Here is a 14191-nt window from a genome sequence, read left to right on the forward strand (position 1 = left end):
CCTATTCCGCTGCCGTGGCATAGGGGATGTTGCGCCCGCCATAACGGCGCACGCGGATATTGGCCTGCTCGGCGTGGCCGGCGAAGCCCTCCAGCATGCACAGGCGCGAGCAATATTCGCCGATCATCGCCGAGGCGGCGTCGGTGGTGACGCGCTGGTAGGTGACGGTCTTGATGAACTTGCCCACCCACAGGCCGCCGGTGTAGCGGGCCGCGCCCAGCGTCGGCAGGGTGTGGTTGGTGCCGATCACCTTGTCGCCGAACGCCACATTGGTGCGCGGGCCGAGGAAGAGGGCGCCGTAATTGCGCATGTTGTTCAGGAAATAATCCGGGTCGCGGGTCATCACCTGCACGTGCTCGGAGGCGATGCGGTCGGCCTCGCGGACCATTTCCTCATAATCGTCGCACACGATCACCGCGCCATAATCGGCCCAGGACTTGGCGGCGATCTCGCCGGTCGGCAGGATGGTCAGCAGGCGCTCTACCTCGGCCATGGTCTCGCGCGCCAGCTTCTCCGAATTGGTGAGGAGGATGGCGGGGGAGTTGGGTCCGTGCTCGGCCTGGCCGAGCAGGTCGGTGGCGCACATTTCCGCGTCCACGCTCTCGTCGGCGATCACGAGGGTCTCGGTGGGGCCGGCGAACAAATCGATGCCCACGCGGCCGAACAGCTGGCGCTTGGCCTCCGCCACGAAGGCGTTGCCGGGGCCCACCAGCATGTCCACCGGCGAAATGGTCTGGGTGCCGATGGCCATGGCGCCGACCGCCTGCACGCCGCCGAAGCAATAGATCACGTCCGCGCCGGCGAGATGCTGGGCCGCGACGATGGCCGGGGCCGGCTTGCCGTGGAACGGCGGGGCGCAAGTGACGATATTGGGCACGCCCGCCACCTTCGCCGTGACCACCGACATGTGGGCCGAGGCCAGCAGCGGATATTTGCCGCCCGGCACATAGCAGCCAACCGAATTCACAGGAATGTTCTTATGGCCGAGCACCACGCCCGGCAGGGTCTCGACTTCGATGTCCTGGAGCGCGGCGCGCTGGTGCTGGGCGAAATTGCGCACCTGTTCCTGGGCGAACTTGATGTCCTCGATATCGCGCGCCGAGAGCTCGCTCAGGCAGTCGCGGATCTCACGGTCGGTGAGGCGATAATCCGCGCGGTCCCAGCCGTCGAACTTCACCGAAAGCTCGCGCACCGCTTCGTCGCCGCGCGCCTCGATGTCGGCGAGAATCCCTTCCACCACGGCGCGCACCTTGGCCTGGTCGGCGGCCTTGTCGGCGCTCTGGCGCCCTTCCTTGAGTATCCGCATGGTCTGCTCCCGCCACCTCGGGTGGCCTGTTGGTGTGTGAAGAGGCTGCGGCTCAGGCCGCATCGCGCGTCTTGGGGGGCGTCGGCTCGACGCCGGCCCAGTCCTCGATCACCATGGAAATGCGCGAGCAATCGTCCTTGCCCATGCCCTGGCTCATGAAGAACTGCCACATCTGCCGCACTGAGGAGCCGAGCCACATGGGCACGCCGGCGCGGTCCGCCTCTTCCAGGCACAGCACCACGTCCTTGTGCATGAGCTCGGTGCGGAAATTCTGATTGTAGGTGCGCGGAACGACGAAATTGGGATAGGCGACTTCCGAAACCCAGGAGCGGCCGGAGCCGGCATTGATCACCTGGAACAGCAGCGCGGGGTCGATACCGCCCTTCTCCGCGAACGCCATTGCCTCGCCCACCGCGATCATGTTGGTGGCGGTCAGGATGTTGTTGGCGAGCTTGACCGTCTGCGCCTGGCCGACCTCGGCGCTGATCTCCACCACCGCGCGGGCGAAGCTGTCGAAGAACGGCCGGGCCTTCTCCACCGTCTCCTTCGGGCCGGCGGTCATCACCGCCAGCGTGCCGTTGACGACGCCGATGGGACCGCCGCTCACCGGCGCGTCGAGGGTAGCGATGCCGCGCTTGCCGAGCACCTCCGCCACATGGCGGATCATGGTCGGGCCGATGGTGGACATATCCACGTAATGGCGCAGCGCGCTGCCCTCGCAGAGGCCGTTCTCGCCCAGCGCCACATGCTCCACGATGGCCGGGGTGGGCAGGGACGAGAACACGATCTCGGCAACGTCCGCCACGGCGCGCGGGCTGGTGGCGGCCGTTGCGCCGAGCGCGACGGCGCGGTCTACGGCGCCCTGGTCGAGATCATAGACATGGACGGCGAGGCCCTTGCCGCGCGCGCGCTCCACCATGGCCGCGCCCATGGCGCCGAGGCCGACGAAGCCGTAGGTCTGCGGAAGGTTCGAAGTGCTGGAAGACATCGCTGGTTTTCCTTATGCCAGGCCTGCCGTCACGCCGGAGCGTGGCGCGGCTGCGCATCGTGGTCGTAGAGTTCGAGAATGGCCGAGGTGTCGCGTTCGCTGCCGCCGAGGGCGACATAACGGTCGTAGAGCCGCAGGGCTTCGTCCATCATGGGGGTCGGCGCGCCGGCGGTGTCCGCCAGTTCCTTCACCATGTGCATGTCCTTGACCAGCTGGCGGGTATAGGCACGCGGGCGGAAATCCCGTTCGGCAAAGCGCGGAAAGATCTGGCGCAGCAATTCCCCATCCGCATGGCCGCCGCTGACGCAGGCCGGGATGCTTGCCACATCAATGCCTGCCTGCTCGGCGAGCTTGGCGCCCTCGGCCAGCACCACATAGAGGCACGACACCATCAATTGGCTGACCATCTTCGCGGTCAGCCCGGCGCCGGTGGGCCCGACATGGGTGAAGGCGGAGGAAATATCCGCGAACAGCGGCGCGAGACGCTCGATCTCCGCCGCCGGGCCACCCGCCATCACGGCGAGCTTTCCCTCCGCCGAGGCGGGCGGGCCGCCGGAGACGGGCGCATCGATCCAGGCGCAGCCGGTCTGCGCGGCAAGGCGCGTGGCGAAGGCGCGGCAGCGCTCCACCTCGATGGTGGAGAAATCCACCAGCACCTGCGGCGGGCGCATGACCTGCGCGACGCCGTCCGGGCCGAACACCGCCTGCTCGACCGCAGCCGGGGTCGGCAAATTAAGCAGCAACGCATTCGCGCCCGCCACGGCATCGGCGGGATCGAGCGCGGGCCGGGCGCCCGCAGCCACGGCCACGGCCAGCCGGTCCGCGCTGACGTCGTAGGCATGCACCTCGTGCCCGCGCGCCACGAGACGCGCGGCCATGGGGCCTCCCATCAGGCCAACGCCGATATAGGCGAATGTGAGCCTAGTCGATGGCATAGAAGCGGATCGCATTGTCGTGGAACAGCTTGGTACGCTCTTCCAGTGTCAGGCCGGAGGTGATGGTCTTGTAGCCGCTGAAGATCGTATCGAGATCGCCGCAGACGCTATCGACGGGGAAATTGCTGCCGAACATGCAGCGGTCCACGCCGAAAAAGTCGATGATCGAGAGAACGATGTCGCGGTTATTGTCCACCGTCCAAGGAATGCCCGGCAGCCCGATGCCTGAGATCTTCACCGCCGCGTTCGGACATTTGGCGAAGGCGCGCATGGCGGCCTTCCAGCCGGCGATGCCGTTTTCGCTGCGGTCCGCCGGCAGGCCGGAATGCAGCAGGATGATTTGCGTGTCGGGAAATGCGCGGGCGAGGTCCGCGGCATCGTCCAGGTGCCACCAATGGGTCTGAAGATCGAACCGCAGGCCGTTCGGCTTCAGCTGCGCGAAGCCCTTGCGCCACACCTTGTCCATCATGGTGCTCTGCACCGAGGTGCCGGGGGTCTTGCTGCCTTGGGGCTTGTGGCGCACGCCGCGCACGAACGGGAAGGCCGCGAGGCGCTCCAGCACTTCGGCGACATTGGGCTGGTCCATCCAGGCCTGTCCGACGGCGACGTTCGGCCAACCGGTCTGCTTGCGCATCTCGGCGATGAATTCCATCTCGCCGATGGGGTCGGTGGGGTCCCATTCCGCCTCGATATAGACGGTCTTCACCACCTGGTGGTCCTTGGCGTCCTTCTTATAGTCTTCGGGATAATATTTGCGGCAAATGGCGGAGTAATCGCCATAACGGAACGGAATCAGCGGCTTTTCGCACAGCCAGGGGTAATTCTGGGTGGTCGGATCCCAGAAATGGACATGCGCGTCTACCATCGGGAAAGACACCACGACAACAACCTCCCTTATTCTTCGTCGCTCGATGTCCGCTCAGGCGGAGGCGGCGGCGCTTGATGTCACAACGGGGGCAGGGGCGGCCCTGCCGGAAGCAAGGCTCGCGGCCAGCAGCAGCGTCGCGCGCATGGCACCGGGATGGGCCTTGCCCGCGCCCGCGATGTCGTAGGCGGTGCCGTGGGCCGGCGTGCAAATGGGGAAGGGGAAGCCGCCGAAAAGGACCACGCCCTTCTCGAAATTCATCAGCTTCATCGCGATCTGACCCTGGTCGTGATACATGGTCAGCACGGAATTGAAGTCGCCACGGGTGGCCCGCACGAACACCGTGTCCGGCGAGAACGGCCCGTCGCAATCGATGCCGCGCGCGCGGCCCTCGGCCACGGCGGGCGCGATCACCTCGATTTCCTCGCGGCCGAAATTGCCATTGTCGCCGGCATGGGGATTAAGCCCTGCCACTGCGATTTTCGGATGGGCGACGCCGCCGGCGCGCATGATGCGGTCGGTCATCACCAAGCGCCCCAGCACCGCCTCGCGGGTGATGAGCGGGGCCACCTGCGAGAGCGGCACATGGGAGGTGACGCGCCCGGTCCAGATGTCGGCGACGTTGAATTCGGCGACGCCGGTTCCCGCGCCGAGGATCTCCGAGATGAAGACGATCTCGTCCTGATACGAGGGGTAGGCGAGGCGCATTGCGTATTTGTTGAAGGGCGTGAAGCACAGCGCCTCCAGCACGCCCTCCTTGGCGAGGCGGATGCCGGTGCGGAAATTCTCCAGCGCGAAGGCACCGCCCTCGCGGGTCGGTTCGCCGAGCTTAAGGTGGGATAGGTCGGCCGTGTCGCCGACCTCCACCATCACGTGGCGGCCTTCGGCCAGGATCGCGTCGCGCGAGAGGCTTGCGAGCGGCAGGCCGGGCAGATCGAGGCGGAGGCCGCAGGTGGCGGCGCCCGCCTCCAGCATCCGCCGGTTGCCGAGAACAACGAGCTGAATGGCAGCGCTGATCACCGGGTCGGTGAGCATCATGGCGGCAAGCTCGGCACCGATGCCGCCCGGATCGCCCATGGCGAGACCCATGACACACCGATCCCGCCCGCTGATGGCGGTGGAAAATCCCATGCTCGGCTCCTCCCAAGGGGCGATCTGTCGCCGCCCTCTCAAAGTGCATACAGTGTTCTGCACGCAGTGGGCAGCCGCTTGCAAGCATTTTTTTTTGCGCTAGACACGAGAGGGAACAACTTCGAGTTTGCCGTGACCTTGCTCCGTGGGCCGACCGCCGCCGTGGATTATCAGGAGGTGCCGATTCAGCAGCGCACGCTGCATGATGAAGTCGCCATGCGTATTCGCGACATGATCGTGGAAGGGCGCCTCGATCCCGGAAGCAGGATCAATGAAGTTCAGCTGGGAAGATCGCTCGGCGTCTCGCGCACGCCGTTGCGCGAGGCATTGAAAACGCTTGCCAGCGAGGGATTGGTGGATCTGGTGCGCAACAAGGGCGCCATCATCCGCAAGTTCGCGCTGGTCGAGACCATCGACATGATGCGCGCGCTTGGCGCGATCGAGCAAACGTGCGCCCGCATGGCGTGCGAAATCGCCAGCGACGAAGAGATCGCTTACTTCCGCGCCACACACGACGAGATGGTCGCCGAGTATGAGGCGCGCAATCGCCTCGCTTATTTCAAGCTGAACCAGCAGCTCCACCAATTATTGGTGGATATGTCCCACAACGAGACGCTCGCGCGCTTTCACCGCACCGTGCAGGAGCGCCTGCGGCGGGTGCGCTTCATCGGCAACGACAGACCGAAGATCTGGACCGAGGCGGTCAAGCAGCACATCGAGATCACGGCTGCATTGGAAGCGCGGGACAAGGAAAGATTGCATCTGGTGTTGGAGCGTCATCTCGACTTGACGCTCCGCCGGCTTCAGGACGTCTCGCAGGAGAGCGAGCTTTAGAGTGTTTGCAAGCAAAGTGGACGCCAGTTCGCGTAAAGAAAATGCGACAACTCAATAAGTTTAAGTATTTCATCGTTGCGTGAAACGATGAAATACTTCCGCGCGCGCCGCCGGTTCAGTCCAGCAGGGCCTTGTCCGGGCCGAAGAAGGGATGCGGCCCGGCGTAGGTTCCGATGAAACTCAAATGGGTCACGAGCCGTCCGCCGGCGAAACGATGCAGGTGCAGGGCGGGCGGTTCCAGGTGGAAAGTGGGAGGGGCGGCGGGGTCGAGATCGAGACTTACCGCATGGGCCGGCGAGGGGCCGATGGAGGCCGGCACCCCGGCGAACCGGGTAAAAACCGTGCGATGCACATGGCCGCACACCACAGCGAGAACATTGGAATGGCGCGCCACAACCGCCTCCAGCGCGTCCGCATCGCGCAAATTCTGCACGTCCATATGGCGGATGCCGGTGAGAAACGGCGGATGGTGGAGGGCGATCAAAGTCGGCCGGTCCGCAGCCGCCGCGAGGGTCTCGTCCAGCCAGGCGAGGGTCGCCGCGCCGAGTGCGCCGTGGGAGGCGCCGGCCACGGACGAATCCAGCATCACGAGGCGGACGGGAAAGTCCTCCACCACATAATTCAGCTTGCCCGCCTGCGCCCGCGCCGCGATCTGCGGGAACGCCGCCGCAACGCCGGCCGTGCTGTCGTGATTGCCGGGAATCGGCAGCAGCGGCATGGGCAGCGCATCGGTGAGCGCGCGGAAGCGGGCGTATTCGTCCGGCCGGTCGAAATCGGTGAGGTCGCCCGTCACCAGCAGCACGTCGGGGCGCGGCGCGAGCGCCATGAGATGGTCCACCGCCCGTTCCAGATGGGCGGCGGTGTCCACCACCCCATAGGCCAGCGTGCCGGAGGGGCGGATATGGGTATCGGTCATCTGGGCAATCAGCATGAGGTCACACCGGAACGAGGCGGGAAGGATCGATGGCGAGGCCCACGCGCGCGCCGAGCGCGAGCGGCTCCTCGGGCGCGGTTTCCACGATGATGCGGCTGTCGTCGGGCGCGGTGAGCACCACGCGCTGGCGCGCGCCAAGGAAATGCACCTGGGCGATGGTGAAATGAAGCCCGGTTTCTTCCGGGCCGCAGATGCGCGCCACCTCCGGGCGGAAGGCGAGCGCCGCCTTTGCCGCGTCCGCGCCGGCATGGGGCAGGAAGCCGGCGGCGGTCTCGAAGCGGCCGTCGCGGATCGTTCCTTCCAGGCGGTTGGTGGTGCCCACGAAGGCCGCGACGAAGGCGTCGGCGGGCTTGAAATAGATGTCGCGCGGCGTGCCGATCTGCGCGATGGCGCCCTGGCGCATCACCACGATGCGATCGCCCAGCGCCAGCGCCTCCGCCTGGTCGTGGGTGACATAGATGGCGGTGATCGCGAGGCTGCGCAAAAGCGCGTCGATTTCGGTGCGTAGATGCTCGCGCAAGGCGGCGTCGAGCGCCGTCAAAGGCTCGTCCAGCAGGATTGCGCGCGGCCGCACGGCGAGCGCACGGGCGAGCGCGACGCGCTGGCGCTGGCCGCCGGAGAGTTGGTCGATGCGGCGGGTGGCGAGGGCATCGATGCGCATCATCTCCAGAACCTCGGCGGCGCGCTTGAGCCGCTCCGCCTTGGCGACGCCGCGCACGCGCAGGCCGTAGGAGACGTTCTCCACCACATTCATGTTGGGGAACAAAGCATAGGATTGAAACACCATGCCCACATTGCGCTTCTCGATGGGCAGAGCGGTCACGTCCGCGCCGTCGAAGGTGACCGTGCCGCCCGCGTCGGGCGCCTCCAGCCCGGCGATGATACGCAAGGTCGTCGTCTTGCCGCAGCCCGAGGGGCCGAGCAGCACCAGGGTTTCGCCGCTCGCGATGGAAAGGTCTAGTGGCTCCAGTGCGCGGGTGCCGTCGGCGAAGGTTTTCGCGCAGCGCGCCAGAGTGATGGCGGCGCCCTGCATGGCGAGCGCCGGGGCGGGGAGGGGAGATTGGCTCACGGGCGGGTCTTCCGGTCCATGGCCCGGCGCTCGCCGCCGACGAACTGGATGGCGAGCAGCAGGGGCACGATCATGATGAAGAAGACGAGCGTATAGGCGCTCGCGATTTCGAGCCGCATCGAGGCATAGCTGTCGGCCAGCCCCACGGGCAAAGTGGCGGTGAGCGGGGTGTGCAGCATCCAGGTGAGGTTGAATTCGCCGATGGAGAGCGTCACCACCATCAGCGCGCCGGCAAGGATGCCAGGGCGGGCATTGGGCACCACCACCTGGATGAAACGCTGCCAGGGCGAGGCGCCCAGGCTCGCCGCCCCTTCCTCCAGCGTGCGCACGTCCACCGCCGCGAGCACCGCCATCACCGCGCGCAGCATGAAGGGCAAGGTGTAGAGCACATGCCCCACCAGGATGAAGGCATCGCTGGCGCGGAACGCGCGGATGCCGCCATAGGCGAGGATCAGCGCCAGGGCGAGCGCAAGGCCGGGAATGGCGACGGGCAGGGTCACGATCTCCTCCACCAGGCGCGAGAAGCGGCCCGGCTTCCTCACCAGCGCCCAGGCGGCGGGCACGCCAATCAGCAAGGTCACGGCGAGCGTACCGAGCGCGATCAGGATTGAACGGAAGATCGTGGGCGCATAAAGCCCCCACACCTGCGCCACCCATTCCAGGGTGAGGCCGGAGCGCACCCCCTGGAAATAATTGACTGTAAGGCCTGCAAGTATGCTTGTGAGGGCCGGTACAACCAGAAAAGCGGCCGCAAGCAGCGTCACAAGCAGTTGGAAGCCGAAGACGAGAGGGTTCGCGCGCATGCTCCTCACCCCGCCGCCGCGACGCCGGCACCGGCGAAATTGCGGGTCGCCGCGAGCACACCCCAGGTGATCAGCCCGAGCGCCAGCGACAAGGCGCAGGCGCTGGAGAAGTTCGCCGCAAGGGTGAATTCCGTATAGATCGTCATGGCCAGCACATCGATGCGGGTGGCGAGCGTAAACGCGGTGCCGAAGGCCCCCATGGCGGTTGCGAACGCGATCGCGCCGCAGGCCATCAGCGCCGGCGCGAGCCCCGGCAGGATCACATCCCGCAGGACCTCGAACCGCCCCGCGCCCAGTGAGCGCGCGGCCTCCGACAGCGCGGGATCAAGCTTTTCCGCCGCCGCCATCAGCGTCACCAGCACGCGCGGCAGGGAGAAATACACATAGCCCGCGAACAGGCCGGCCATGGAATACGCAAACACCCATTTGCCGAGCCCAAGGCTCTGGGTGATGCCGCCGAGCAATCCTTGCCGGCCGGCCAGCAGGATGATCATGAAGCCGACCACGACGCCGGGAAAGGCGAGCGGCAGGGTGAGCATGGAAACAAGGAAAGCGCGGCCGAAAAAGCGGTTCCGCGCCAAAAACAGCGCCACCACCGTGCCGATGGCGAGCGTCGCCAGCGTCACCCCGGCGGAGAGCGCGAGGGTGGCGATAAGGGTCGCGAAATGGCGGGGATTGGTGAGGATGACGAGATATTCCGCTATCCCGTTCGGCCCCGCGCCGGCCACCGCCACCACCCGCACCAGCGGCAGCAGGAAGAAGGCCAGCACGAACACGCCGAGCGGCAGCAGCAGGATGTTGGCCAGGCGATCGGCGCTGTTCATGGCTTTCCAAGGTCTCGGTTTATGGGTGATCCCTCTCCCCACCGGGGAGAGGGCTGGGGTGAGGGGGCAGCGCTTGTTCTTGGGCGCCGGCCCCTCACCCGCCCGCTGCGCGGTCGACCTCTCCCCGTGGGGGAGAGGTGATGCGCAAAGCGGCGTCGACACGTCCAGACGGGGACACCACCTTGCCGCGTGCGCTTTGCCCCCTCTCCCCACCGGGGAGAGGGCTGGGATGAGGGGGCAGCGCTTGTTCTTGGGCGCCGGCCCCTCACCCGCCCGCTGCGCGGTCGACCTCTCCCCGTGGGGGAGAGGTGATGCGCAAAGCGGCGTCGACACGTCCAGACGGGGACACCACCTTGCCGCGTGCGCTTTGCCCCCTCTCCCCACCGGGGAGAGGGCTGGGATGAGGGGGCAGCGCTCGTTCTTGGGCGCCGGCGCCTCCCCCGCCAGCTGAGCGGTCGACCTCTCCCCGTCGGGGAGAGGTGATGTGCTTGCAAGGTGCGATGACGCATCGGGACAAAGCCTTACGGCGTGCACCTTGCTCCCCCTCTCCCCGACGGGGAGAGGGTTGGGGTGAGGGGCGCAGCTCTCGCGGCGTACTCCTTGCACGCCGGGGGATGTCGCTTGCCCCCTCCCAACCCTCCCCCGCAAGCGGGAGAGGGCTTTGCGGGCTATTTCACCTCGGCGAGATACTTGTCGGCGAAGCCCTTCTGCACGGTCTCCATCTTGCCGTAGTCCACCGGCTTGGCGCGGGCATAATCGGCGGCGGGCAGGAAGCGGTCGGCGACCTCCTTCGGCAGCGGCACGTCGCGCACCGGGCGCAGATAGGCGGCGGCCCACATGGCCTGTCCCTTGTCGGACAGCACATAGTCCAGCACCTTCTTGGCCGCTTCGGGATGCGGGTCGTTCTTCACCATGGTCATCACATAAGGAACGACGATCGAGCCCTCGCAGGGGATGACGAAGGCGAAATTGCCCTTCTCGCTGTATTTGGCGCGATAGGCGTTGAAGTCGTAGTCGAACAGGATCGGGATCTCGCCGGAGACCACGCGGGCATAGGAGGTCTGCTTCGGCACGATCGGCTGGTTGGCGGCGAGCTTCTTGAAGAAGTCGAGGCCGGGATTGAAATTGTCCAGCGAGCCGCCGAGCGCGTTGTTCACCGCCACCGCGCCCACATAGCCGACGAACGCGCTGGAGGGGTCGAGATAGCCGACCATGCCCTTGTATTCGGGCTTCAGCAGGTCCGACCAGCAGGCCGGCACCGGCGCGCCGCCCAGCGCGTCCTTGTTCACGAACAGGCCGAGCGTGCCGGAATGGATGGTGAACCAATGGCCCTCGGGATCCTTCAGGCCGGCCGGGATCTGCGAGAAATTCTTCGGCTCATAGGCCTGGGTGACGCCGGCATCCTTGGCCTTGATGCCGAAGGTGACGCCGAGATAGGCGACATCCGCCACGGGGCTCGCCTTTTCGGCGATCATCTGGGCCAAAGACTGGCCGGAATTCTTGTTGTCGGGCGGCACCTCGACACCGGTGTCGGCCTTGATGGCCTTGAGCATGCTGCCCCAATCGGCCCATTCGGTGGGGCAATTGTAGCAGATGGCATCCGCCGCCTTGGCGGGTGCGAGGGTGGCGGGCAGCAGGGCGGCCGCGAGCAGCGGCACGGCGAGCAGGGACTTCAGGGCTGAGAAATTCATGCCTTGGTCTTTCATGTGGTCGCACGAAGGGGTGCCCGGCCAGGGAGCCGGACGGGTCGGGAACGCGGTACGAAAGGCGGGCCTCAGGCGGCCGGGGCGCACGATCCGCCTGCGGGCGGACCGGGGAGAGGGGAGGCGGCGCCGGGGTCCGGCGGCGCGGCGGCGAGGGTGCCGGTGAGGCGCAGATGATAGGGCAGGTGCTCCACCGCCCGTCCCGTCGCGCCCTCGAACATGTCGAACAGCCGCTCGATGGCGCGTGCGCCCATGAGGCGAGTCGGCTGGTCCACGGTGGAGAGTTCCGGCGTCACGAGCCGGCCGATGGCGATGCCGTCGAACCCGGCCACCGACATGTCGCCGGGGACTGAAAGCCCCATGGCGCGCACGGCGGCGATGATGGAGAGCGCCAGCAGATCGTTGGAGCAGATCATGGCGGTGGGCCGCGCCCGCGCCCCGAACAGGCTTTCCAACGCCGCGCGATGGGCCGGGGCGTCGGCGATATAGTCCAGTTCCAGCACCGGCTCGGGCACAAGGCCTGCCGCGCCCATGGCGGCGAGATAGCCCTGGTGGCGCAGGCGCGAGCGATCGGACGAGGAGAAGCGCCCGGCGATGAACAGGATGCGCCTGTGCCCATGCGCGATCAGCGCCTCGGTGAGCGCGCGGGTGGCGCCCGCATTGTCCACCGTCACGGCCGGGCGGGGAATGCGCTGCGGCTCGTTATAGACCAGCACATAGGGGATGCCCTCGGCATCCAGCATGTCGAGGGTGGGATTGGAGTCGGGGTCCGCAACCGTGAGCACGAGCCCGGCCACGCTCTGGGCCACCAGCGTATCCACCACCGCGCGTTCGCGGGCGGGGTCATAATCGGTGGCGGTCACCAGCAGGGCATGGCCGCGCACGCGCGCTTCCGCCTCGATGCCGGCGACCGAGCTGGCAAACACGGGATTGGTCAGGCTCGGGATCACCACGCCGACGGTGCGGGTGCGCAGGGTCTTCAGCGAACGGCCGATCTCACTCGGCCGAAACTCCAGTTCGGCGATGGCTGCCCGCACGCGCGCTTCTGCATCGGCGCTTGCCCGCGCCGTGCCATTGATGACGCGGCTGACAGTGGCGATGGAGCAGCCGGCGCGCTCGGCGACGGTGCGGATGGTAACGGCGCGTGCCAAGGCGGCTCCCCGAATTGAGTATGTAACCGTTTACACGGTTCTCGTAGGGCCGCGATGTTACAGCCGTATGACGCGGCGGCCGCGCATGGTCGGCACGGCGGGCGATGGGAAAGGGAGGCGGCGCGCAGCACGGTTGGGCCGGCTGTGCCGTCCCGCCGGCAAATCCGCTTCAACCCGCTTTTCGGGGGCGAAAAGCGGCCCCGACATTTCGGCGCGGCGAAGGTTCACGGAAACTTAGCGATAAGCGCCGAACTCAACGAGAACATATTGCGAACATCGAACAAAACAGGTACGAATTTGGAATAGCGAATAATCCTTGCGCGCGGCGGAGAGCACAGCGATGACTCAGTCCACACTCAGACTCGTCGAAGGTTCCTCCATGGATAAGACGAAAGCGCTCGACGCCGCGCTCTCACAGATCGAGCGGCATTTCGGCAAGGGCTCGATCATGCGGCTCGGCAAGAGCGGCAAAGCCATTGAAATTGAAAGCATTCCTTCCGGGTCGCTGGGGCTGGACATCGCGCTGGGCATCGGTGGCCTGCCGCGCGGACGGGTGGTCGAGATCTTCGGCCCCGAATCGTCCGGCAAGACCACGCTGGCCCTGCATACCGTTGCAGAAGCTCAGAAAAAGGGCGGCGTCTGCGCCTTCATCGACGCCGAGCATGCGCTCGATCCCATCTATGCTCGCAAGCTCGGCGTGAATCTGGACGATCTCCTTATTTCCCAGCCGGATGCGGGCGAACAAGCGCTCGAGATCTGCGACACGCTGGTGCGCTCCGGCGCGGTGGACGTGCTGGTGATCGATTCGGTTGCCGCCCTCACCCCGCGCGCCGAACTGGACGGCGAGATGGGCGACAGCCAGCCCGGCATGCAGGCGCGCCTGATGAGCCAGGCTCTGCGCAAGCTGACGGCGTCCATATCCAAGTCGAACACCATGGTGATCTTCATCAACCAGATCCGCATGAAGATCGGCGTGATGTATGGTTCGCCGGAGACCACGACCGGCGGCAACGCCTTGAAATTCTATGCGTCCGTCCGCCTCGACATCCGCCGCATCGGGATGATCAAGGAGCGCGACGAGGTGATCGGCAACCAGACCCGCGTGAAGGTGGTGAAGAACAAGCTGGCGCCCCCGTTCAAGCAGGTGGAATTCGACATCATCTATGGCGAAGGCGTCTCCAAGACCGGCGAACTGCTTGATCTCGGCGTGCGCGCCGGAGTGGTGGAAAAGTCCGGCTCCTGGTTCTCCTACGACAGCCAGCGGCTCGGCCAGGGGCGCGAGAACGCCAAGGCATTCTTGAAGCAGAATGCGGAAGTCGCAGGGCGAATCGAAGCGGCCGTGCGCCAGAACGCAGGTCTGATCGCCGAGCAGATCCTCGCCGGTCCCGACGATGAAGGATCCGCCGAGGCCGCCGAGGATTGAGGATCCGCCTAGAGTTCCGGTGATAAGGAGGCGGAGCCCGGCTCCGCCTTTTGACGCCGCAGGGGCGAGTTTGCCTCACTTGCGGCGCGAAGCGGAGGGCGGGGCGCGATCAGCCTGGAGCGGAGGCGCCGGAAACGCTTTTCTGGACAAGCGGAAACGGCATCGTTAAACGATCTTCGCTTGCGCATGAGGGCTTTGGCGTTTGTCCGGGCCGTGCGAGAACCG

13 protein-coding genes are annotated in these 14191 nt (G+C 66.4%); 2 read left to right on the top strand and 11 right to left on the bottom strand.

Going from position 1 to position 14191, the window contains the following annotated elements; genetic code table 11:
• Position 1: 1 nt before the first annotated feature.
• The 5 genes from hisD to V5G24_RS09220 are packed head-to-tail and all read right to left on the bottom strand — an operon-like array spanning position 2 to position 5225.
• Complete coding sequence (gene hisD / locus V5G24_RS09200) at positions 2–1306, bottom strand: histidinol dehydrogenase (RefSeq protein ID WP_394085495.1); 1305 nt, start codon at positions 1304–1306, stop codon at positions 2–4.
• Between the two features lie 52 nt (positions 1307–1358).
• On the bottom strand, positions 1359–2294 hold the full coding sequence (locus tag V5G24_RS09205) for an NAD(P)-dependent oxidoreductase (protein ID WP_394085494.1): 936 nt from the start codon (positions 2292–2294) through the stop codon (positions 1359–1361).
• A gap of 29 nt (positions 2295–2323) precedes the next feature.
• Complete coding sequence (locus V5G24_RS09210) at positions 2324–3172, bottom strand: NAD(P)-binding domain-containing protein (RefSeq protein WP_509292305.1); 849 nt, start codon at positions 3170–3172, stop codon at positions 2324–2326.
• Between the two features lie 43 nt (positions 3173–3215).
• Complete coding sequence (locus tag V5G24_RS09215; RefSeq protein WP_394085492.1) at positions 3216–4109, bottom strand: amidohydrolase family protein; 894 nt, start codon at positions 4107–4109, stop codon at positions 3216–3218.
• Between the two features lie 39 nt (positions 4110–4148).
• Positions 4149–5225 carry a 4-hydroxythreonine-4-phosphate dehydrogenase PdxA gene (locus V5G24_RS09220; RefSeq protein WP_394085491.1) on the bottom strand — a complete coding sequence of 359 codons (1077 nt, stop codon included), beginning with the start codon at positions 5223–5225 and terminating at the stop codon, positions 4149–4151.
• A gap of 66 nt (positions 5226–5291) precedes the next feature.
• Between V5G24_RS09220 and V5G24_RS09225 the strand changes: the two genes are divergently transcribed.
• Entirely contained in the window at positions 5292–6059 is a 768-nt protein-coding gene (locus tag V5G24_RS09225) for a GntR family transcriptional regulator (protein ID WP_394085490.1), read from the top strand.
• Between the two features lie 115 nt (positions 6060–6174).
• Here the strand turns inward: V5G24_RS09225 and V5G24_RS09230 are convergent, their stop codons facing one another.
• The 6 genes from V5G24_RS09230 to V5G24_RS09255 all read right to left on the bottom strand — a co-directional run bounded on the left by V5G24_RS09230 (position 6175) and on the right by V5G24_RS09255 (position 12543).
• Positions 6175–6990, bottom strand: coding sequence for a phosphodiesterase (locus V5G24_RS09230; RefSeq protein WP_394085489.1), 816 nt, complete (start codon positions 6988–6990; stop codon positions 6175–6177).
• A 4-nt stretch (positions 6991–6994) separates the two neighbouring features.
• Entirely contained in the window at positions 6995–8026 is a 1032-nt protein-coding gene (locus V5G24_RS09235) for an ABC transporter ATP-binding protein (RefSeq protein WP_394085599.1), read from the bottom strand.
• Positions 8027–8058: 32 nt separating this feature from the next.
• Positions 8059–8865: an ABC transporter permease gene (locus tag V5G24_RS09240; protein WP_394085488.1), complete on the bottom strand. Its 807-nt coding sequence runs from the start codon at positions 8863–8865 to the stop codon at positions 8059–8061.
• A 5-nt stretch (positions 8866–8870) separates the two neighbouring features.
• Positions 8871–9689, bottom strand: a complete 819-nt coding sequence (locus V5G24_RS09245; protein WP_394085487.1) for an ABC transporter permease — start codon at positions 9687–9689, stop codon at positions 8871–8873.
• Between the two features lie 668 nt (positions 9690–10357).
• A complete protein-coding gene (locus V5G24_RS09250; protein ID WP_394085129.1) occupies positions 10358–11380 on the bottom strand; it encodes an ABC transporter substrate-binding protein in 1023 nt (340 codons plus the stop codon).
• 83 nt (positions 11381–11463) lie between these two features.
• Positions 11464–12543, bottom strand: a complete 1080-nt coding sequence (locus V5G24_RS09255; RefSeq protein ID WP_394085130.1) for a LacI family DNA-binding transcriptional regulator — start codon at positions 12541–12543, stop codon at positions 11464–11466.
• Positions 12544–12883: 340 nt separating this feature from the next.
• Between V5G24_RS09255 and recA the strand changes: the two genes are divergently transcribed.
• Positions 12884–13966, top strand: a complete 1083-nt coding sequence (gene recA, locus V5G24_RS09260) for a recombinase RecA (protein WP_394085131.1) — start codon at positions 12884–12886, stop codon at positions 13964–13966.
• Positions 13967–14191 lie beyond the last annotated feature (225 nt).

It is taken from the genome of Roseixanthobacter finlandensis, assembly GCF_043195105.2.
Taxonomy (GTDB): Bacteria; Pseudomonadota; Alphaproteobacteria; order Rhizobiales; family Xanthobacteraceae; genus NCEH01.